22 protein-coding genes are annotated in these 22,062 nt (G+C 34.8%); 7 read left to right on the plus strand and 15 right to left on the minus strand.

Translation table 11 applies throughout. The annotated features are described in order from the left end of the window. Nucleotides 1-23: 23 nt before the first annotated feature. Both BLT57_RS04295 and BLT57_RS04300 read right to left on the minus strand, forming a co-directional pair. Entirely contained in the window at nucleotides 24-1,037 is a 1,014-nt protein-coding gene (locus BLT57_RS04295; RefSeq protein ID WP_091422765.1) for a transglutaminase domain-containing protein, read from the minus strand. A gap of 13 nt (nucleotides 1,038-1,050) precedes the next feature. Further along, nucleotides 1,051-1,527, minus strand: a complete 477-nt coding sequence (locus tag BLT57_RS04300) for a carboxypeptidase-like regulatory domain-containing protein (RefSeq protein WP_091422768.1) — start codon at nucleotides 1,525-1,527, stop codon at nucleotides 1,051-1,053. Between the two features lie 553 nt (nucleotides 1,528-2,080). Here BLT57_RS04300 and BLT57_RS04305 point away from each other — a divergent pair. From BLT57_RS04305 to BLT57_RS04325, 5 genes are read left to right on the plus strand one after another with little or no spacing between them, the layout of a single operon-like run. Continuing rightward, nucleotides 2,081-3,538, plus strand: a complete 1,458-nt coding sequence (locus BLT57_RS04305) for an arginine decarboxylase (RefSeq protein ID WP_091422771.1) — start codon at nucleotides 2,081-2,083, stop codon at nucleotides 3,536-3,538. An 8-nt stretch (nucleotides 3,539-3,546) separates the two neighbouring features. Next, a complete protein-coding gene (speB, locus tag BLT57_RS04310; protein ID WP_091422774.1) occupies nucleotides 3,547-4,491 on the plus strand; it encodes an agmatinase in 945 nt (314 codons plus the stop codon). Further along, nucleotides 4,478-5,455, plus strand: a complete 978-nt coding sequence (locus tag BLT57_RS04315; protein ID WP_091422780.1) for a deoxyhypusine synthase family protein — start codon at nucleotides 4,478-4,480, stop codon at nucleotides 5,453-5,455. The genes speB and BLT57_RS04315 overlap by 14 nt, the downstream gene beginning before the upstream one ends. Beyond that, complete coding sequence (locus BLT57_RS04320; protein ID WP_091422783.1) at nucleotides 5,455-6,984, plus strand: bifunctional GNAT family N-acetyltransferase/carbon-nitrogen hydrolase family protein; 1,530 nt, start codon at nucleotides 5,455-5,457, stop codon at nucleotides 6,982-6,984. The genes BLT57_RS04315 and BLT57_RS04320 overlap by 1 nt, the downstream gene beginning before the upstream one ends. 40 nt (nucleotides 6,985-7,024) lie before the next feature. Next, nucleotides 7,025-7,339, plus strand: a complete 315-nt coding sequence (locus tag BLT57_RS04325) for a hypothetical protein (protein ID WP_091422785.1) — start codon at nucleotides 7,025-7,027, stop codon at nucleotides 7,337-7,339. Nucleotides 7,340-7,387: 48 nt separating this feature from the next. On the opposite strand, the gene BLT57_RS04330 is transcribed toward BLT57_RS04325, so the two are convergent. From BLT57_RS04330 to BLT57_RS04350, 5 genes are read right to left on the minus strand one after another with little or no spacing between them, the layout of a single operon-like run. Continuing rightward, complete coding sequence (locus BLT57_RS04330) at nucleotides 7,388-8,746, minus strand: mannosyltransferase (protein WP_091422788.1); 1,359 nt, start codon at nucleotides 8,744-8,746, stop codon at nucleotides 7,388-7,390. Next, nucleotides 8,746-10,236, minus strand: a complete 1,491-nt coding sequence (locus tag BLT57_RS04335; protein ID WP_091422791.1) for a cellulose synthase family protein — start codon at nucleotides 10,234-10,236, stop codon at nucleotides 8,746-8,748. Before BLT57_RS04335 ends, BLT57_RS04330 begins: the two co-directional genes overlap by 1 nt. Further along, nucleotides 10,233-10,925, minus strand: coding sequence for a glycosyltransferase family 2 protein (locus BLT57_RS04340; RefSeq protein WP_091422794.1), 693 nt, complete (start codon nucleotides 10,923-10,925; stop codon nucleotides 10,233-10,235). Before BLT57_RS04340 ends, BLT57_RS04335 begins: the two co-directional genes overlap by 4 nt. Nucleotides 10,926-10,958: 33 nt before the next feature. Then, nucleotides 10,959-12,548 (minus strand): 4Fe-4S dicluster domain-containing protein, encoded by a 1,590-nt coding sequence (locus BLT57_RS04345; RefSeq protein ID WP_091422796.1) that lies wholly within the window; start codon nucleotides 12,546-12,548, stop codon nucleotides 10,959-10,961. After that, the gene (locus BLT57_RS04350; protein WP_091422800.1) at nucleotides 12,545-13,849 is read right to left on the minus strand and encodes an NAD(P)/FAD-dependent oxidoreductase; all 1,305 of its coding nucleotides are present in this window, start codon (nucleotides 13,847-13,849) and stop codon (nucleotides 12,545-12,547) included. Before BLT57_RS04350 ends, BLT57_RS04345 begins: the two co-directional genes overlap by 4 nt. A gap of 250 nt (nucleotides 13,850-14,099) precedes the next feature. Here BLT57_RS04350 and BLT57_RS04355 point away from each other — a divergent pair, with 250 nt between their 5' ends. Together BLT57_RS04355 and BLT57_RS04360 are read left to right on the plus strand one after the other, a co-directional pair. Further along, nucleotides 14,100-15,098 (plus strand): glycoside hydrolase, encoded by a 999-nt coding sequence (locus BLT57_RS04355; protein ID WP_172827427.1) that lies wholly within the window; start codon nucleotides 14,100-14,102, stop codon nucleotides 15,096-15,098. Nucleotides 15,099-15,179: 81 nt separating this feature from the next. Further along, nucleotides 15,180-15,911, plus strand: a complete 732-nt coding sequence (locus BLT57_RS04360) for a metallophosphoesterase (RefSeq protein ID WP_172827428.1) — start codon at nucleotides 15,180-15,182, stop codon at nucleotides 15,909-15,911. Here the strand turns inward: BLT57_RS04360 and BLT57_RS04365 are convergent, their stop codons facing one another. From BLT57_RS04365 to BLT57_RS04400, 8 genes are all read right to left on the minus strand, one after another. After that, nucleotides 15,912-16,607 (minus strand): TIGR04283 family arsenosugar biosynthesis glycosyltransferase, encoded by a 696-nt coding sequence (locus BLT57_RS04365; protein ID WP_091422807.1) that lies wholly within the window; start codon nucleotides 16,605-16,607, stop codon nucleotides 15,912-15,914. It lies immediately after the preceding gene. After that, nucleotides 16,600-17,478, minus strand: a complete 879-nt coding sequence (locus BLT57_RS04370; protein ID WP_091422810.1) for a DUF547 domain-containing protein — start codon at nucleotides 17,476-17,478, stop codon at nucleotides 16,600-16,602. The genes BLT57_RS04365 and BLT57_RS04370 overlap by 8 nt, the downstream gene beginning before the upstream one ends. Before the next feature lie 202 nt (nucleotides 17,479-17,680). Then, the gene (gene arsM / locus BLT57_RS04375) at nucleotides 17,681-18,649 is read right to left on the minus strand and encodes an arsenosugar biosynthesis arsenite methyltransferase ArsM (RefSeq protein WP_091422813.1); all 969 of its coding nucleotides are present in this window, start codon (nucleotides 18,647-18,649) and stop codon (nucleotides 17,681-17,683) included. A gap of 80 nt (nucleotides 18,650-18,729) precedes the next feature. Further along, the gene (locus tag BLT57_RS04380) at nucleotides 18,730-19,542 is read right to left on the minus strand and encodes a purine-nucleoside phosphorylase (protein ID WP_091422817.1); all 813 of its coding nucleotides are present in this window, start codon (nucleotides 19,540-19,542) and stop codon (nucleotides 18,730-18,732) included. Next, nucleotides 19,535-20,146 (minus strand): TIGR04282 family arsenosugar biosynthesis glycosyltransferase, encoded by a 612-nt coding sequence (locus tag BLT57_RS04385; RefSeq protein WP_091422820.1) that lies wholly within the window; start codon nucleotides 20,144-20,146, stop codon nucleotides 19,535-19,537. The genes BLT57_RS04380 and BLT57_RS04385 overlap by 8 nt, the downstream gene beginning before the upstream one ends. Beyond that, nucleotides 20,139-20,591: a rhodanese-like domain-containing protein gene (locus BLT57_RS04390; protein WP_369825399.1), complete on the minus strand. Its 453-nt coding sequence runs from the start codon at nucleotides 20,589-20,591 to the stop codon at nucleotides 20,139-20,141. Before BLT57_RS04390 ends, BLT57_RS04385 begins: the two co-directional genes overlap by 8 nt. A 62-nt stretch (nucleotides 20,592-20,653) precedes the next feature. Further along, nucleotides 20,654-21,718, minus strand: a complete 1,065-nt coding sequence (gene arsS / locus BLT57_RS04395) for an arsenosugar biosynthesis radical SAM (seleno)protein ArsS (RefSeq protein WP_091422823.1) — start codon at nucleotides 21,716-21,718, stop codon at nucleotides 20,654-20,656. 6 nt (nucleotides 21,719-21,724) lie between these two features. Next, nucleotides 21,725-22,060 (minus strand): arsenosugar biosynthesis-associated peroxidase-like protein, encoded by a 336-nt coding sequence (locus tag BLT57_RS04400; RefSeq protein ID WP_091422825.1) that lies wholly within the window; start codon nucleotides 22,058-22,060, stop codon nucleotides 21,725-21,727. Nucleotides 22,061-22,062 lie beyond the last annotated feature (2 nt).

Genomic DNA, 22,062 nt, shown 5'->3' on the forward strand with positions numbered 1-22,062 from the left:
ATTAAGGCGTTGTCATTTTCATATTACCCCTTCACTTTAAAGGTATAGGTCGAAATGCGATCTTCACCAATAAAGAGGTGTACATCATAAAACCCGGCAAATTCAAACTGATATTCAAGGGTTACAGAAGTATCTTCTGCAATAGTTGTTTTTGGCTGTACTTTTTTATTGAAATACCCATTATCAATTTCAAATATGATTGTTTTATCTAACACCAATTGACTTAATTCATATTTGAAGGTTACAGTTTCATGTCTCTGTACGGTGTGATGCATTTTTTTCGGAGCATTATGTAAAGTCAGATTCTTATAAGCTTTCCCATATACAACTGGAGCTTCTAAAAATTCGTCAAAGCTTGGACTATTTTCCTCTATCAGTAGCCAGTTTTTATCATCTGGAAAATGATTAATTGCAAATAGTTTAGGGTTGGCAAGGAAAAACCCATCATTATATTGAAATCTAAATTTTTGGGTCCTTGGATCTGGAATTCCACTAGCCCAAGTAGGATCACATAAATACCATTTTCCATTGAGCTCAACTGCATTCCATGAGTGGTTTGGTGCTGTAAGTTGATCGAGATTTGTAATACTTGTACGACCAAAGCCATGTACGATTTCACAATTAATATTAGCTAAATTGGCGAGTTTTTTAACCAGATAGGCATAGCCGGTACATATCGTTCTTTTATTAGTTAAGAGCGTCTCTATGAGTTTAGATCTAGATTGGTGGTTCCAAAATTTTAATTTGAGGCTATCCTCTTGAAAGCGCTCTCGTTTGCGTTTATTCTTTAAATAAGACGTGTAGTCATTTGATATATTGGTGCAAACCCACATATAAATGGCTCTAAACTTTTCAACATCGGTAGTCAAATTTGAAGTCAGTTTCAGAGATAATTCTGGCAGATTATAAAGTCCTTCATTAGTGTAAGCCAAAGCCACACTATCTGCTTTTTGAAAATTGAGATGATCAAAATCAGAACGCTGTGCATGACAGTGACATACAATAATAAAGAACAATAAGTATCTAAAGAAATTCACCTAGTTATGGGATTTAATTAGAACGCTTTGATTTATATGGTTTTTCAGAATCTAAAGCGCCAAGAATTTCAAGAAGGTCGGATGTGAGTTCAACTTTCAAAAACGTCAAATTTTCAATGATCTTTAGTTCTTTGGTATCATAACCCATAAAGGTAAAAACCAATACGTCGCCTTTCTTTAAGGCCTTCGGAAAGGTAAATTCTCCATTTTTATCGGAAAATGTTCCCGTAGAGGTGCCTTTTAATAAGATATTAACACCTAATAATGGTCCGTCTTCATCACTAACCACACCTTTAACAATGCCGTCCTGGGTCGAATTAGAGGTCTTGTTAACTGCTTCGGTTTGTGCTTGTAATGGGTTAATGAAAAACGTGCTGAGTATAACACCTAAAACTAATAATAATCGAGTTCTAAATTTTAAATGCTGTGAATGCTTTTCAGGAAGCCCAATGCTTAACTGATCTTGTGTTGCTGTAAAATGTGTTTTCATAATTATTTAAGTTTTTATCAAATCTCGACACTAATAAGAGAACTATCAAACCATAATGAGTTATCGCAATATATTATCGAGTGAACGGTTTATATGGATGAGTGATCTTAAAATTAATCTTTTTAAAATAAACAACTTTCCTCAGACCTGTTAAAAATTTTTCAAAAAAATCACAAAAAAGGTTTACGCATTTAAAAATAAATTACATTTGCGGTGCTTTTTTAAATAAATAGTTTAAAAGCAATAGCATAGCTGAACAAATTGAAACATGTTTATACGTTCGGGTTTTTGGGCATCAGGGAGTCATATTCAAAAACAGCTTACAGAGTGAGTAACCGAATTTTAGAGCTAACTTCCGCAAACTACATCGCAATGAGCCAACATATGTATGGCTTTATTCCAACGACCCAGCCTCAGCTGAAGGTCTGAACACTTTATTTGTCAATTATTTTAATAGCGATATTCTTATACATCGGTATTTAGATAATTAATTGTCATTGGTATAACGTCAAGTTAGCCATCACCTTTCGTTTTTAACTTTTTTGAACTTATAATGAATACAAAATATATTGATTTGGTCAATCAGACATTTGATTTTCCACAACCAGAATTTAAACTTGAAAATAAAGCCTTAGAGTTTCACGATGTTAACCTTATGCAATTGGTTGAGCAATATGGAGCGCCTTTAAAATTCACATATTTACCACAAATCACAAATAATATTAATCGTGCAAAAAAATGGTTTTCAGATGCTATTGATAAATACAACTATAATGGAACTTATAGCTATTGCTATTGCACAAAAAGTTCACATTTTAAACATGTACTCGATGAGGCTTTGAAGAATGATATTCATATAGAAACATCATCAGCATTTGATATTGATATTGTTGAACGCCTAAAAAGTGAAGGGAAAATTACAGATAATACCTTTGTAATTAGCAACGGCTTTAAACGTGCTCAATATATTACAAATATTGCGAGATTGATTAATAACGGACATAAAAATGCGATTCCAATTATTGACAACTATGAAGAGATTGAGCTGCTTTCAGCGGAAATAAATGGAAAATTTAATGTTGGAATTCGTATCGCTTCAGAGGAAGAACCAAAATTTGAATTTTATACGTCTAGATTAGGAATTGGTTATAAGAATATTGTCCCATTTTATAAAAATCAGATTCAAAATAATGAAAAGGTAGAACTAAAGATGCTTCACTTTTTTATCAATACGGGAATTCGTGACAACGCCTATTACTGGAACGAATTAACAAAGTGTTTAAAAGTTTATACAAGCTTGAAAAAGGTTTGCCCATCATTGGATAGTTTAAATATTGGAGGAGGATTTCCAATTAAAAACTCATTGGCTTTTGATTTTGATTACGCTTATATGGTTGATGAGATCGTGAATCAAATTAACTTAGTTTGTAAAGAAGAAGAGGTAGAAGTTCCAAATATTTTTACTGAATTTGGAAGCTTTACAGTTGGAGAGAGCGGAGGAGCAATCTATGAAGTATTATATCAAAAGCAACAAAACGATAGAGAAAAATGGAATATGATTAACTCCTCTTTCATTACGACATTGCCAGATACATGGGCAATTAACAAACGTTTTATCATGTTGCCCATTAACCGTTGGAATGATAGTTATGAGCGCGTCCTACTAGGTGGATTAACTTGTGATAGTGATGATTATTACAATAGTGAACAGCATATGAATGCCATTTATCTTCCGAAGTATAATAAAGAAAAACCTTTATATATAGGTTTCTTTAACACAGGAGCGTACCAAGAGACCATTGGTGGATTTGGAGGTTTGCAACATTGTTTAATTCCTTCACCAAAACATATTTTAATTGATAGAGATGCTGAAGGAAATATCACTACAAAAGTATTTAGTGAACAACAAAAAAGTGAAGACTTACTCAAAATATTAGGATACAACCAAACAATTCAAAATAATACTAATGATCAAAATGAAGCATTAGAATTAGCTTTAAATACACTATAATTAAATTAATGAATACAAAAACTTACGCAGGAATAGAAGACCAATATTCTAAATTAGACAGTTCAAAAATTGTACTAATTCCAGTGCCTTATGATGGCACAAGCACATGGCAAAAAGGGGCAGATAAGGGGCCTCAAGCATTTTTAGATGCTTCTGAGAATATGGAGCTTTATGATATTGAAACTAAAACAGAAGCGTATAAACAAGGCGTGTTTTTAGTTGAACCTGTAACAGAAAATACATCGCCAGAACTCATGGTAGATGCTGTTCATCAAGTCGTTAAAACATATATCAAAAAGAACAAGTTTGTAACAACTTTTGGAGGTGAACATTCCATTTCTATTGGAACAATTAGAGCCTTTAATGAATGTTTCGATAATATAACAGTCTTACAGTTAGATGCACATGCCGATCTACGAAAAACCTATCAAGGCAGTAAATGTAATCATGCTTGTGCATTGTATGAAGCAAGTCAATCGACAAACCTTATTCAAGTGGGAATTAGAAGCATGGATGTTATTGAAACCACGGTGATGGACCAAGAAAAAACTTATTTTGCTCATGACATGGCAGCAGATGATAGTTGGGTAGATTCAGCCATAGATCAAATGACAGAAAATGTTTATATCACGATAGATTTAGATGTTTTTGACCCCTCAATCATGCCTTCAACAGGTACGCCAGAACCAGGTGGTTTATTGTGGTATGAAACATTAGATTTTTTACGTCAGGTTTTTGAAGAAAAAAATGTTATTGGATTTGATATTGTAGAATTGTGTCCAAACTTAAACGAAAAGTCATCAGATTTTTTAGCAGCAAAATTGTATTACAAAATGCTTAGTTATAAATTTTTAAACGAAGAAGCAGACGACGATTTCGATAATAATTTTAATGATTCAAAAGGGAAATTTAATAAGTTTTCTAAATTCAATGACGACGATGACAACTCATAAAGGACAAATTTCACAATTTATAGAAAAGTACTACCTACACTTTAATGCAGCAGCTTTGGTGGATGCAGCAAAAGGATATGAAGACCAATTGAACTCTGGTTCAAAAATGCTAGTCTCATTGGCAGGAGCCATGAGTACAGCAGAATTAGGCAAAATATTTGCAGAAATGATTCGTCAAGATAAAGTACATATAGTATCCTGTACTGGTGCAAACCTTGAAGAAGATATCATGAATTTGGTGGCACATTCCCACTATAAACGAGTACCTAATTATCGTGATTTGACTGCTCAAGATGAATGGGATTTATTAGAAAAAGGACTAAACCGTGTTACTGATACTTGTATACCTGAAGAAGAAGCTTTCAGAAGAATACAAGAACATATTGTAAAAATATGGATGGATGCTGAAGCTAAAGGCGAACGTTATTTGCCACATGAATACATGTACAAATTATTACTGTCTGGTGTTTTAGAAGAACACTATGAGATAGATTTAAAAGATTCTTGGATGTATGCCGCAGCAGAGAAAAACTTACCAATCGTTTGCCCTGGGTGGGAAGATAGTACGATGGGAAATATTTTTGCAAGCTATGTGCTTAAGGGCCAGTTAAAAGCAAGTACTATGAAATCTGGAATTGAATATATGACGTTTTTAGCCGATTGGTACACAGATAATTGTCAAAAAGGTATTGGATTTTTTCAAATTGGCGGAGGAATAGCTGGTGATTTTCCAATTTGTGTTGTACCCATGTTATACCAAGACATGGAACGAACAGACACACCGTTTTGGAGCTATTTTTGTCAGATAAGTGATTCAACAACAAGTTATGGTTCTTATTCTGGTGCTGTGCCCAATGAAAAAATTACTTGGGGAAAATTAGATATAAACACACCGAAATTTATCATAGAAAGTGATGCAACAATCGTAGCACCATTAATTTTTGCTTATCTCTTGGACATGTAATGGAAGATCATAAAATTGAAAATATAGAGTTAAAGTATTTAACGGTTGATGATTTTGAAGAATTAAAATCGGCAACTTTAGAGTCCTATGGAGGTGGGCTTAATTCCTATTGGAAAAAGCACCACATAGAAGATTTAACTTCTATGTTTCCTGAAGGGCAAGTAATCATAAAAATAGATGGTGATATAGCGGGATGTGCATTATCTCTCATCGTAGATTATGATACTATTGATGATGAACATACTTATGAGGATATTATTGGAGGGGAATCTTTTAAAAACCACCATCCTGATGGAGATGTGCTTTATGGAATTGATGTATTCATAAAACCGCAATACAGAGGCTTACGCTTAGGTAGACGACTATATGATTACCGAAAAGAAGTTTGTGAAAACCTAAACCTAAAAGGAATTGTATTTGGAGGAAGAATGCCAAATTATCATAAACACAAGCAGTTTACTCCTAAAGAATATATTGAAAAGGTGAAACGCAAGGAAATTCATGACCCCGTTTTAAATTTTCAAATTTCAAATGATTTTCATCCGGTTCGGGTTTTAAAAGGTTACTTAGAAGGCGATACTGATTCAAATGAATATGCAGTATTGATGGAATGGGATAATATCTATTATACTAAGAAAAGCCGCAAAGCGAGTAGTGTGAAAACAGTCGTTAGGCTAGGTCTAATACAATGGCAAATGCGTACATATAATAGTTTGGACGAATTGATGCAGCAGGTAGAGTATTTTGTAGATAGTGTAGCAGCTTATAGATCTGACTTTGCCTTATTTCCAGAGTTTTTTAATGCACCATTAATGGCGAAGTATAACCATATGCATGAACCAGATGCCATTAGAGAATTAGCAAAATATACCAAGATTATTGTTGAAAAAATGCAGCAATTATCAATTTCATATAACATCAATATTATTACTGGTAGTATGCCAGAGCTTATCGATGATAAATTATTTAATGTGGGGTATTTATGTCGCAGAGATGGGAGTTCAGAGCGTTACGAAAAAATACATGTAACACCAGATGAGGCTAAAGTATGGGGAATGCAGCGTGGACATAAATTGAAGACTTTTGAAACCGATGCTGGGAAAATTGGAATATTGATTTGTTATGATTCTGAGTTTCCAGAATTATCAAGATTGTTATCAGATGAAGGAATGGATATCTTATTTGTCCCCTTTTTAACCGACACCCAAAATGGATATTCAAGAGTGCGCTTGTGCGCGCAAGCACGAGCTATTGAAAATGAATGCTATGTTGCAATTGCAGGAAGTGTAGGTAATTTACCAAATGTAAACAATATGGATATCCAGTATGCTCAGTCTGCTGTATTTACGCCTTGTGATTTTTCATTTCCAAGTAATGGTATAAAAGCTGAGGCTACAACAAATACAGAAATGATTTTGGTTGCAGATGTTGATTTGAGTTTGTTAAGAGAATTACATTCTTTTGGTGCAGTTAAAAATTTAAAAGACAGAAGAAAAGATATGTATGACGTTATACGTGTAGAAAAATAAATACTATCTTTAAACTTAATTAGCTTCAATTATTAAAAAAATGAAACATAAAGACGCAAACTTAAAACGAGTTATCGTTGATTTTAAAAAACTAACGCCTGAAATATTAGCTTTGCTAGTAGAGAAGTATCCCGATGGATATGATGATGCTCACATTATCACTTTCAAAAATGCCAATAATGAAATTGTTGAAGCTGTTGAAGTAACTACGGAAGACACCAAGTATCTTGTTAAAGTAAGTACCAAACTCTCTATAACAATGGAAAATTATGACGAAGATGATTACGAAGAATTTGAAGATGATGATCCAGAAGCAGTTCAAGATCCCGAACTAGAAGTAGATGATGACGACTAAACTTATTTAAATAAAAATTAAGCCAATTCTTTTGAGTTGGCTTTTTTATTAGTGTTTTATGCGTTTCTGTATGAATATTTCCCAAAATAGAGCAGCATAGACAACGCTATATTCAATCGCAATAATCCAGAGGTTTTCAGATTTATCAGCTTTATTGAGGTGGAGGTATGATAAGTAACTTAGTATAATTACAAAACTCCATACTAAGGGAAATTTATAATTAGTAAATACATTTAAAATGAGTAGCGTTGCCAAATACCAAGGATGCACTGTTGTACTCAAAAACAGATAAAATGTAAACGCCAAAAGCATAGTCGTGATCAATTTCTTGGTATCTATACGATTTCGGAAAAGCGCTAATCCCATCACAAATAAAAACACTAAAATAGCCAAGATTTTTCCAATACTGGCAATTTCATTATACCCTCTAAATAAATAACCAATTTCACGTGCTATATAATAAATGCTCGCATTGAATTCAAAATTTTGAAACCAAAGTCCGATGGTTTTTGCATAGTTGTTTACAAATGCGAAAGAAAAGAATGGCGCAAATAGTAGGAGTGTTGCAATACCAACAATACCATAAAATAAGACTAGTTTTTTTAGATCGTATGTTTCCGAAGCCCCCTTTTTAAAGTACTTAAATAATAAAGGTAAAAACAGTAATGGAATGAGTTTTACTGAAATTGATAAAGCAAAAATTAGAGCGGCCCATTTCCATTTTCCAAGGTGTAGAAGATATATACTCCAGACTAAAAAGAAAATCATAACACCTTCAAAATGAAGGTTGCCGGTGAGTTCAATAATAATTAACGGGTTTAATAAAAACCAAAAGATGTTCTTTACAGGAATATTTAGTCGTTCAAGTAATCGTTTTCCAAAGAAAAACGTTCCGAAATCAGCAGTGATAATTAGTAATCGTAACACGATTACGGAACCTGAAATACTATACCCAGAAAAAAGTCCAGCTATAACAAAGCACAATTGATTTATTGGTGGGTAATTGGTAAAATGACTGCCATTAAGTTGTCCCATTCCGGCATATAATTCTTTAGCTTGAGCAACTGGAAATTCACCCGACAGCATGAATGATTCTGGAGTGTAGAGATAAGGATTAAAACATTCTAGAATCATGCGGCCATCCCAAATAAAGCGATAAAAATCTTGAGATAGGTTGGGAATCGCTAAGATGAAAATAGCTCGTGATAAAAAGGCGATAAGGGTTAAGAATTTAATATTCTTGTTGGCATACTTTAAAAGCAACAAAACGATTAAAAACAAAAAAGAATAAAGCACAACGAGTTTCGTATACTCGGTTCTTACCAGATTATATGCGAAATACCAATAAAGAAATAGGCTAACAAAAGTAAGCAACAACGGAACCTTATAAAGTTTCCAGAACTGCATTACATTTTAGATGAGATCGATTTGAAAAATACATAGCCGAAGCCTAAAAACAGCATCAAGTGAAAAGGAAACAATCCAAAATCACCACCTTGATCACCAACAACAAAGGCACTGTATAACCCAAAGGCAAAATACAGCATTAATAGGCCTTCAACAATCACATTGAGCGATAGTTTTTTTCGTAAGTATTTGTTGCCTTTCCAAGAATCCTTTATGGTACTAATATTAAATTTTGGCGTTCTTACAAATTCACTGCGCTTACCAATATGACCTTCAATAACTGCGATAGAGTTGTGAAGTGAAAAACCCATAGCTATTGAAAAGAAGGTGAAGAACATGGCGATATAACCAAAGAATTTTTTAAATCCACCACCATAGATCTGTTTGTACATAAACCAATAACAAACAAAGAAAATGATAGTACTCATTACGAAGAAACTCATAAAGTAGAAGTAAAATCGTAAATGTGCATACTCGTTTTTAATATATAACATCGGAATGCTCAATACCGCAACTATAAAAATACTTAAGAACATCGTACTATTGAGCAAATGCAGTAAACCGTGGATTTTAGTTTTAGCTGAAATATTCTTTGATTTGATAACGCGCCATAACATTTTTCTGAAATTCTCTGCACCACCTTTATTCCAACGGAATTGCTGTGAACGCGCAGCACTTATTACTACAGGTAATTCTGCAGGGGTTTCTACGTTTTCTAAATACTTGAATTTCCACTTTTTAAGCTGTGCTCTGTAGCTTAAATCTAAATCCTCAGTCAAGGTGTCGCCTTCCCAATTTCCTGCATCTATAATGCATGTCTTACGCCAAACACCAGCAGTACCGTTAAAGTTGATAAAGTGGCCTTTGCTATTGCGTCCAACCTGTTCTAATGTAAAATGCGCATCTAATGCAAAAGCTTGTATTTTAGTAAGTATCGAATAATTTCTGTTGATGTGTCCCCAACGTGTTTGAACTACACCAATTTGTTCATCTTTAAAATATGGAATGGTGCTTTTTAACCAGTTTTTCTTCGGAAGAAAATCGGCATCAAAAATAGCAATGAATTCACCTTTTGCAACTTTTAGTCCTTCTTTAAGTGCTCCTGCTTTAAAGCCAGTTCTATCCGTTCTTGTAATATGTTTGATGTCAAGGCCTTTACTTTTTAATGCTTTAATATGCCTGCGAGTGGTTTCAATAGTTTCATCTGTAGAATCATCTAGGACTTGAATTTCTAATTTATCTGAAGGATAATCGAGAAGTGCGATATTGTCAAGAAGTCGTTCCATAACGTACATTTCGTTATAAACTGGCAGCTGTATGGTTACCAAAGGAACTTCGTCAGGATTCGACAAATCAAAAGTCTCACAAGTTTTATCTGTTTTTTTTGATGACAGATAATTATAAAGCAGATTTAGCTGAGCTAATGCGTACATGAAAATAAGCAAGATAGCTATGGTATAAATGACAATTATAACCGTTTCAAGAATCATGTTTTAAAACTATATTTAAATATCCAACCTAGGATTTTTACGCCTGCAAATATAGCACCTTTTACCGTACCTGAAACTTTTGAGACACCTATTCTATTTCGGTAATTTACAGGAACTTCGGTATAGCTTAGTTTTTGACGCAAGGCTTTAAGTTGCATTTCTATCGTCCAACCATAGGTTTTGTCTTGCATATTAAGCTGTAGTAACTTATTGTATTTTATCGCTCGAAAAGGTCCCAAGTCACTAAATTTGGCTTTAAACAAAATCGCCATGAGGGAGGTTGCTAGCCAATTTCCGAAGATTTGAGGAAGGGTCATCGATCCTTTTTCTCTTAATCGTTTGACTCTTGACCCAATGACAAAATCGAGATTTTCATCTCGTATTGGTGCAACAATTTTAACTAATTCTTCGGGATAGTCACTGTAATCACCATCTAGAAATACAACAATATCAGGCAGGTCTTTGAGTTTTGAAATATAATCCATGCCCTTTAAACACGCATAGCCATAACCTTTGTTAGCTTCTTTAAGTACAGTGGCTCCTGCATTCTTTGCGTTTATTTCAGTATCATCAGTCGAGTTATTACTAACCACAATGATTTCATTGACAATATCAGGGATATCTCCAATAACATGTGCGATGGAATCTGCTTCGTTATAAGCAGGTATGATGACTTTAATATGGGTCATTTAGTTCATTTCAAGTTGCAAAAATACAACTTCTTAGTTCTCATTTACTAATTTCATAAGATCAACATCATTTCCTAGAAGCACTTCATTTGGATTGATTCGTCCTTTCATAGTGTCATTCTCTAATTTTAATACACCTCTCGGGCAAACGGCTGAGCATATACCACAACCTACACAACTAGAACGGACGATATTTTCTCCTTTTTGAGCATAAGCTCGAACATCAATTCCCATTTCACAGTAGGTAGAACAATTCCCGCATGATATACATTGTCCGCCATTGGTCGTAATTCTAAAACGTGAGAACATCCGTTGTTGGAACCCAAGGATCGCTGCCATAGGGCATCCAAATCTGCACCATACCCGATTTCCGAAGATTGGGTAAAAGCCTGTTCCAATAACTCCAGAGAAAATAGCTCCTATAAGAAAGCCATAAGTTACTCTTAAAGTTTCAGCCTTGAATATAAAGAGTTTTGTTTCTGAGCTGAAGAGATGAATTCCAATTAATACCATGATGATTACAAAGTATCCAATAGCACCATATATGGCGTCTTTACCTAATTCATGGCTTTTAAAGATCATGGTAAGAGCAAAAACAAGCGTTAAAAAACCAGCAACTGAAAACAAAAACGCATCACGTGTGAGCCAGTATTTATTTGGATCATAACCCAAATAGGTATAGATCACTGCTGTGGTCATCAAAACAACAAATACTAGAACACTGTGAATCACCCAACGCTCAATCTTCCATGCAGATTGGCTTTTGTCACTTAACTGTCTAAAAGAATCACCTGCTGTTTCAGCCAATCCACCGCAGCCACAAACCCAAGAACAGTACCAGCGTTTGCCAAATTTGAAAGTTAAAATTGGTGTAATCACAAAAACAGATAGGAGACCAAAAATGAGCATGGCCATTCCAATAGTGCCGCCATTGATAAATGAGTTAATACGATATTGCTCAAAGTTATAGTAGTTGAGAGGCCATACACTTTTGAGATCATAATAAGGTAAATCTGAATTCATGACGTACATAAATTCTGGAATTAAAAAGGCAAAGGCCAATTGAAAGAACATTACTGAAATGGTTCTGATTTGCTCATAGCGATTATGGCGATATTTCAAAATAAACTTATAGCCAAAAGCCAAGATTGCGATAGTATATAGGGCGCCGTATACAAACCATTGGCTTGCAGGCCTACCGCTTAAAAGTTGACTTAACGGATCAAAAAGGGCTATTAAACCTGTGTTTTCCGCACCATCTGTTGCAGTTCCTAGCAATTCTTCATAAAAGTATAATACAATATAAAATGCTGTAAGTACAATGCCGGTAATCCACCCTAAGGTGCCTCTTGATGAAATCGATTTGAACCATACGCCATCATTTTTAATGCCTTTTAATTTGGTCAGATAAACATCATTAGCGAATATGACTGTTCCTACCGCGATTAATGCAAGAGAAATGATAAGAAATATAGAAGCATTAGGTAGTTTAATATTGAAAAGTGCGAGTACTAAAATAAATAGTCCAATAACACCTAATCCGACGGCTAGTTTTTGTTTTGCAGATAAGTCTTGTGCATCAGGTTTGGCCAAAGACATACTAGGATTTAATTTATTACTCATGATGACACGGTTTGAAGTTGTTTGGTATATGCGGCTAATATGTCTTTTTCAAAACGTTTGTAAAACTCCGGATCGAAATTTGCCTCTGCAAGATGATTCATGACATAATCGATATCGCGTTTTTCAGTAAGCCATTTGTCAAATGTTTCATGGCGCATGCGTATTCCAAAAGTGTTGATTCCTATAAACGCACTAGTTTCTGTATGATAAGCTATTGTAATGCATTTTGTGTCGTCGCTATGTTTCCAATGAAAGTGTGCTTCATTTTCTCTTGGTTGGGCAAAAACCCAACCATAGGTTTGATACTCAATATCTAGAAATTTAGCAGAATTAAACCAATGTCCTGGTTTATATGCTATGCGATTTCCACAGATCGTTTGTGCTAAAGTTTCACCCATCATTCGACCAGTATACCACACAGCTTCAATTGGTCGGCGATTTCCAATAGCCTCATGCTGCTCGGCACAGTCACCAATGGCATAAACATCTGGTACGTTCGTTTCTAGGTAACGATTAACTTTAATACCTCTACCTGTTTCAATTGCAGAAGATTTTAAAAAATCAATGTTTGGAGAAACTCCAGCAGTGAGACCAACAAGGTTACATTGGATTTCTTCACCCGTTTCTTCAATGATTACAGATTTAACCTTTCCGTTAGCATCGCTTTTAATTTCTTTAAGATTATTAGATAGCCTTAGATCAATGTGATGATTTTTAATATGCCTATTTATCATTTGACTTTCGCCTTCAGGCAAAACACCATTCCAAAAACTAGACTCTCTAACTAAAAAGGCTACGGGTATATTTCTAGAATTTAACATTTCGGCTAATTCGATACCTATTAATCCGCCACCTACAATCACAGCACGTTTACAAATTTTGTTGTTTGGTGCATGGACTTCAAGATTCTCTAAATCCTGTTTATGATACATGCCCATTACGCCGTCCAAATCTTGTCCAGGCCAACCAAATTTATTGGGTTTGCTCCCGGTTGCAATTACTAATTTGTCATAGTTAAGGTTGTCACCGTCCTTAAGATTTAAAACTTTATTAGTGGTGTCTATCTGTTCCACATAAGCTTTACGAAGTTCTATTCGATTCTTTTCCCAAAACCAGTTTTCGTATGGTTGAGTGTGCTCGAATTTCATGTGCCCCATGTAAACATACATAAGTGCAGTACGTGAAAAAAAGTAGTCCGTTTCAGCCGATACGATAGTGATTTTTTTGTCGGAAAGTTTTCTAATATGTCTTGCTAATGTGACACCAGAAATTCCATTACCAATAATGACGATGTGTTCCATGTGTTTTGGTTGTTGTTAGGAGTCTGTCGAAAATAAAGATAAGAACTTAATTGGTGAATCTTATTTATATCAGGTTTAAATTAAAGGTCAATTGTAAGGTTTATTTAAGAATTTGCACAAGCAAGCGTTTTAATATACTTTTATGGCAATGGCCAGCTTAATAAACTTGAGTTTAATTAAATATTTAACATAGGCTTAAGAGCTTTGTTTTAGTCTTCATAGTATTTTAGAGCAAATAATTGATCAACCTATGCGTATATTAAAAGCTTTTCTTTTATTGATATTTCTTAATTCTTGCGCTGCACAACCAGCAAAAATTAACGGATTGAGTTTTGTAGCCGCTCGTGATGCTATCGATGAATCTCATACAAAACCAGTTGTTTCTGTAGGTGCTAATTATACGGCAATCATGCCGTTTGGTTTTATTAAAAACCTCGAACATCCTGATATTGTTCATAATACAGATCGTCAATGGTTTGGTGAAACTAGGGCAGGCGCCAAACAATATATCAATGAACTGCGTAAGAAAAACATCAAAATTATGATTAAGCCTCAAATATGGGTTTGGCGCGGCGAATTTACAGGGAACATCAAGATGTCTGATGAAGACAATTGGAAAGCCTTAGAAGCATCATATTCGAGTTTCATTTTAGAATATGCCGATTTAGCTCAAGAAACCAAATCTGAAATTTTGTGTATAGGTACCGAATTAGAGAATTTCGTAAAAGAGCGTCCAGAATACTGGAAAGGTCTTATCGAAAAAATTAGAACTATTTATAAAGGTCAATTAACCTATGCAGCCAATTGGGATGAATTTAAACGAACGCCTTTTTGGAGTGATTTAGATTATATAGGTGTAGATGCTTATTTTCCCGTAAGCAATAATCAAACACCTTCAGTGGAAGAATGTAAGGCTGGATGGCGAAAACATAAAGAAGTCATAAAGTCATTGTCTGTGAGCCATAACCGACCAGTATTATTCACTGAATATGGTTATCGCAGTATGGATTATACGGGCAAAGAACCATGGGAAAGTGATCATACAATTAAATCTTTAAATTTTGAAGCTCAAGCTAATGCTACCCAAGCTTTGTTTGAAGAATTCTGGGATGAAGAGTGGTTTGCTGGAGGTTTTGTTTGGAAATGGTTTCATTCACATGAGAAAGTTGGTGGAGAAAAAGACAATCAGTTTACACCACAAAATAAACCAGCTGAAATTATCATTAAATCTTTCTATAAATCGGAATAAAGTTTGAAATTTCCCATAAAAAATAGTTCGAAAACACTTTTTTGAGCTAATTATTACAATAGATTTGTAAATAAAACAATCATGCGAACATTAGCTATCGGTGATATTCATGGCGGACTTAAAGGACTGAGCCAACTTTTAGAGTGCGCAAAGGTAACTTCAAAGGATACACTGGTATTTGTTGGTGACTATGTGGATGGTTGGAGTGAGTCTGCACAAGTGATTCAATATTTAATTGAGCTATCAAAAACCAATGACTGTATTTTTGTTAAAGGAAACCATGACGTTTGGTGTGAAGATTGGCTTCGTACGGGACAAGGGGAGCCTGTTTGGCTCGCACATGGAGGCAAAGAAACTGTTGATAGTTATAAGACGTTTTCCGAAGATGAGAAAAAGCAACATCTATACTTTTTTGGGGATATGCAGTTGTATCATATTGACAACCAAAATCGCTTGTTTATTCATGCAGGTTTTACCTCAATACATGGTGTAGAGCGTGAATATGACGTCAGAAGTTTTTATTTTGATCGTACACTTTGGGAAATGGCACTAACTATGGATCGCAAGATTGAAAAAGATTCTGAAATATTTCCAAACCGGTTAAAGCATTACTCTGAAATATATATTGGTCATACACCAACCACAAATTTTTATAAAGACAAACCCATGAATGCCATGAATGTTTGGAATATTGATACCGGAGCTGCATTTGCTGGTAAGCTTTCAGCTATTGATATTGAGACAAAAGAAATTTTCCAGAGTGACACTTTAAAAGATTTGTATCCCGATGAGCTCGGAAGAAATAAGGCTTAATTAGCAAATGTATTTCTTGTAATAGGCAAATAATTCATCGGCTGAGGCGCCCAGCCATTTTTTAACATAAATGGTCCAAAAATGGTATTGGAGCTTCCAAACACCATGTTTGCGATACAATCGAGCTGAGGTTTTTATTTTTTTATTGATTACCACAAACTCATTTCTAGCATAAAGCTCATTAATTAAAATATTATCCTCGTAAATGATATAGGATTCATCATAGCCTCCAATCTCATCAAAAAGTTCCCTTGTGATAAACTGACTTTGGTCACCACCTCTGCAGGCACGCCATGAAAATTGTGTGAGCCAGCTCGCCAAACGCAACCACCAATGATTATGGTCAAATTTCAATCTAAAACAACCTGCTTGATGTCCTTTTTCTATTTCATTAATGATGTGTTGGTCATAGCGATTGGGAGGAAAGGAATCGGCATGTAAAAAATAGAGTATATTCCCTTTTGCAGCATTGGCTCCAATGTTCATTTGTTTAGCACGTCCTTTAGGACTCTTTAATAATACAATGTCTAAGTCTAAATTTTGAATGATAGCTATCGAATTATCGGTACTACCACCATCGACTACAATAATTTCTGAAATGGTCTGTAGTGAGGCGTTGTCTATTAAATGAAATAGAAGCGCTTTAATAGTTTTAGCTTCATTAAGAATAGGAATAATGACAGAAATCTTATTCATTTAAATTCCAGTTATAATCTTTATAACTCTTCTTCGCATTAGGAGAAATCCTAACCTTTGAATATTGATTTAGAAAATCAATAAGATTGTTGCCATACGTTTTAAAATCGCCGCCGTACCATTTGAATATTTTGGAGATTTTAATATGATCTTTAGATAATTCGTTCTTTGTAATGTCATTTAAAAACCCTCGCGTTAAGAGATCTAAATCGGATTCTAAGTGGTTTGCTGTAAAAGCTTTGTTGTATAGCCTAGGGCAGGACACAGCCGCACAAACGAGTGCAAAATGAATTCTTGGCTCTCCCATTTTACGTATGATTTTGTGTTCGACATCGTTAAGAGTGTACCAGGTTTCACCAATTTTTATAAAACGATGATTCCATGGGTTATTAATATCTTTGATGCTTTTTGTTGGATAATTATCGAGTATGAGCTTTACGGTAAAGGCATTATAAACATTCATCCAATAGGCAAGTGTTTCATCTTTGCTCCAAGACTCTTGAGGGGGCTTTTTAGTAAGCAATTCTAAATAAGAGTTAAACTTAGCATGATCGGCTATAAAACCTTTGTAGTTGACATTCCCTTGATTTGAAACATGTTTTTGTAATAAGTCATTCCATAAGGAGTGATCAACTGTTTCAAAATCAGTTAGAACCTCATTTGCGATTTCTGTTTTAGTTTTAGCAACGGGTATTTCGGTTACTATTTTGTTTTCTATTACTTCAGTTACGACTTCAATGTCTGTTTTGATTATGGTGTCAAGTTTAATAATAGCTTCATTTCTAGCTAAACTAGCAACTCTCTTAGTTTCACAACAACCAAAAGCATTAATACTCACGAATAAGACGGTTAAAAATTTTAAGTATTGCATTGCTCTTGTTTTGATATAAACATCATCTATTATAAAGATCTTATTCTAAGTGTTTTAATTTAGTCTGTAAGTTATGTCGAACCTAACATGATTTGGTCGTTCTTTTACGCGATTCCAAATACACTTCTTCATCCTACTGAAACTAAGTAATACTTTTCAAGTGCAATTGAAGCCGTAGTTTCATTCTTAAGATCATTGTCATCTAACAGCAACCACCACCATCATAATGATATGTAGAGGCACTAAGGAAGATGTCGTCTCTTTTTAAATCTGCTAATGCCCCTGCAGTTTTATCGCAGATGGCTAAGGGTTGATTTTTAAGTAAAATATGACCCGCTTGATCGTCAAAATAATCGTTTTCTCCAAAATAAATGGCTGCTTTTCCTGTAAAAACGCATGGGCCATCAGCAGGCATAGGGTCTTTAATTGCGGCGACCTCTATAGATTCAATATAGATCAACTCATTTGTTGGATAATGTTTAGGGTCTAAAATTCGATATGGCTTTCTCGCTCTAATTTCTATGGTTCCAAAACCAGCATCAGTTAATGCTTTGACATATTCTGCTATTGGCAAACTACCACTTAAACATAAGGCTCTCAAACGATCATCATTTCGCAATTCATCATTCATGGCTTGCTCACATGTTGGATCACTCATCACCAATCGACCATGAGGTTTTAATACACGGTACATTTCTGCTATGGCTTTCTTTAAATCGTCTGCTTTAAAAATGTTGAATAAGCAGTTTTGAGCAGCAACATCAATAGTATTGTCTTGAACGGGAAGATTCATGGCGTCACCCTTTTTTAGGTCTACAAATTCAGACTTAAACCAATCATTTTGAGCTTCGGCTTCTTTGAAATTTTTACGTGAAGCTTCCAACATTTCATCTACAACATCAATACCAATAACGCCACCTTTTTGGCGATTAAAATATGAAAACTGTAATAATTCCATACCTCCTCCAACACCAACATAAAGCATCTTTGGATTATTGGTTAAATCGCGAGCATGAACGGTACTTCCGCAACCATAATTCATTTCTTGCATGATTCTAGGGATTTTTAATCCAGGTAATTCCCATATGGGATTTGTAGTACAACACAACCCAACATCTGGAGTTAATGCTGCTTCTTTATATAAATCGTTAGTGGCGTTTAAGTAACTCATAGCTTAAGATTATAATTTAATGTTTTGGTGGATAAAGGTAAGTCCTTTATCAGTTTGATAGTGTAACAACTATTACACGATTAAATGGTTTTTATCAGTGTTTTAAATAAGGTAATCATATGTGGCTCTGCTTTGCCAGCCATTGCAATAATTTCTGAAATATTTACAGGCTTTAAATTATCTGGATCGCATTCATCTGTTAAAACAGACACTGCCGCTACTTTTATTTTTAAGTGATTGGCAACTATAATCTCAGGAACAGTGCTCATTCCTACGGCATCAGCTCCAATAATTTTTAGCATTCGATACTCGGCTCTTGTTTCTAATTGTGGACCAACAACACTAGCATAAATACCTTCATGTAAGGTAATCTGATGCTCGGCAGCAATAGCTCTAAACTGAGCATTGATGTCTTCGTTATACGGAGCACTCATATCGGTAAATCGCTCACCCAAAGCTTCAACACCTTTAAAGGCTAAAGGAGAACTTCCTTGTAAATTGATGTGATCGGTAATAAGCATTAATTCCCCTTTTTTGAAATTGAGGTTGATAGCGCCAGAGGCATTAGAGACTAATAATGTTTTAATTCCAAGTTTTTCCATGATGCGAACAGGGTAAGTCACATCTTGCAATGAATATCCTTCATACACATGAAAACGTCCTTGCATCACAATCACTTTTTTGCCAGCTAAAGTTCCAAAGATTAATTTTCCTTTATGAAATTCGACAGTTGCCGTTGGGAAGTTTGGAATATGATTATAACTCACTTCGGAAATGACTTCAATCTCTTCTGTTAGCTGACCTAATCCTGTCCCTAGGATTATACCAATTTCAGGATCGTTAAAGCCTTTCGATTTTAAATAATCTACGGTTTCGTTTATCAATTTAATCATGCGTCTTATAAAAGCGTTTTAGTTGTTCGTAATGTTTCATGTCATCAAAAGTGTCAATATCATTCAATTCTCGTAATAAAGACACTTTAATATTTTTTAGGTCTTCCAATGTTTCTGCTCGCACTGTTTCGGTTCCCCAAGATTTATTCTGAAAAATATTGAAATGCAGTTCTTTCATGCCAAGCAGATAATAACCACCATCTTCAGCAGGTCCCAAAACCACATTGTTTGTATCTAAGGATTGAAATGCCTTTTTAATAATAACAGGAGTTAAGTCTAATAAATCACTGCCAATAATGACAACTTTAGAATACCCCAATTCAAATAAATTCGCAAATGCATTATGCATTCGTTCGCCTAGATCTTTTCCGATCTGGACTTTTTTAATGAAGTATGCATTCGGCCATAGGTCCTTATTCGCAATGGCTTCAGAATAAAATACAAAACGGTCAGCATCAATGGCTTCTGCAACGTTGGCCGTATGAGCAAGCAAATACTTATAAATATCAAGAGCCGCTTGATTGCCTATGGTTTTCGCCAATCGCGTTTTGCACTGCCCTAACTCAGGGTTTCTAGTAAAAACAATTAAGGCATTTTTAGTCATCTGTCACTAATTCGTTAGGGTATACTTTTATGCCTTTTTCTAACCATTTACTCCAAGATTTAGAATATGCATGTATGCTATCTGTAAGTTTATCTTGAGAATTATATACCTTGAAATTCTTGTTTTTCCACTCAAAGATGCCTCCAAACAGGTTTTTGACATTTGTATACCCTTCTTCTCTGAGTCTTTTAGCTATCACTTCTGATCGAATTCCCAATGAACAGTACACAATAATTTCATTGTTTTTGTTTTGAATGACATTCTCTATCGAAGCCATTTGAAATTCATCATAGCCAATGTGAATAGCATTTTTAAGATGACTGATTTCAAATTCTGCCAATTCTCTTGCATCCAGAATAATAGCCTTAGTTTTTGGCATCGCTAATTCTTCTACAGAGATATATGGAATGTCTCCAGTATTGTATTTTTTAAGCAACTCACGCATGCTGTTTTGCGAGAAACAAATACTAGTAGTCAATGAGAATAATAATAAAAATTTTGTTTTCATTACGCGACCACACCTTGACAGCTACTGCCTGCACCAGCCGTGCATCCATAGCAATGTTGAGAAATGACAATCTTGCGTCCTTCTAATAACTCCTTATTAAATTCTGAAATATGCTTGACTTTACTGTTTACAGGTAGTTCTAGCATTTGATTAAAATCACAATCGTATAAATTACCATCCCAACTTACCGATAAAGTATTTGTACACATAACATTGGCAACAGCAGAAGGATTATACGCCTCCACAAGCTGGTACATATAGTCTTCGTAATTTTCGGATGCAATTAAGTAATCGAGAAAACGAGAAATAGGCAAATTTGTTATGGCAAAAAGAGTATGAAAATTAATACCAAAATCTTCCAACAACGCTTTTTTAAAGTCTTTTTCCATTGCGCTTTGATCACCGGGTAAAAAGGCACCAGAAGGATTGTAAACTAAATCAAGCCGCAGATCGCTACCAGGTAATCCATAACCTACAGCATTAAGTTCTTGAAGTGCTTTGATAGATTTATCAAAAACACCATCACCGCGCTGTTTGTCTGTTTTTCCTCTTGTCCAGTGGGGCATTGAACTTACAACATGTACATTATGTTTCTTAAAGAATTCGGGTAAATCGTAATATTTTTTATTAGCTCGAATGATCGTTAGATTTGACCGAACGATAAAATCTTTAATACCTACTTTAGCAGCTTCTTCAACAAACCATCTGAAATCGGGATTCATTTCTGGAGCACCTCCAGTAAGATCTAAAGTATGAGCACCAGAGTTTTTAATAACATCTAAACATTGTTGCATGGTTTCGCGAGTCATGATCTCTTTTCGATCAGGACCAGCGTCAACATGGCAATGCTCACAAACTTGGTTACACATATATCCTACATTAATCTGTAGTATTTCTAAAGCCTTGGCTTTAAGTGGGAACTGATTGGTTTCAGAAATTTTATCCTTAAACTTGGGGAGTTCGCCATTTTGAAATATACCATTGGATAAAATTTCAAGTTGCCTATTGCTTTTTGCTAATTCACTTTCGCGTTTGTGTAGGGATTGGGTCTTTAATTTTGTCATTTGCTGTTAGCCATCAAGTTTATTAACCTTATTCATCATTTGCACGCCATGCACTAAAGTTGCGCCACTTTTTATGGCGGCTCCAACATGAATGGCTTCCATCATTTCTTCCTTGGTAACACCTCTTTGTAAACCATCTTTTGTATAGGCATCTATACAGTATGGACATTGTTCAGTATGGGATACCGCTAAAGCGATCAACGATTTTTCGCGTGCTGTAAGTGCGCCTTCTTCAAATACTTTTCCGTAGTACTCAAAGAATTTATTACCCAGTTCTTCACTCCATTCGGTAATTTTTCCAAATTTTCTTAAATCTGCTGGATCGTAGTATGTTTTTTGCATAT

The sequence above is a fragment of the Formosa sp. Hel1_31_208 genome (assembly GCF_900104785.1).
Classification (GTDB): domain Bacteria; phylum Bacteroidota; class Bacteroidia; order Flavobacteriales; family Flavobacteriaceae; genus Psychroserpens.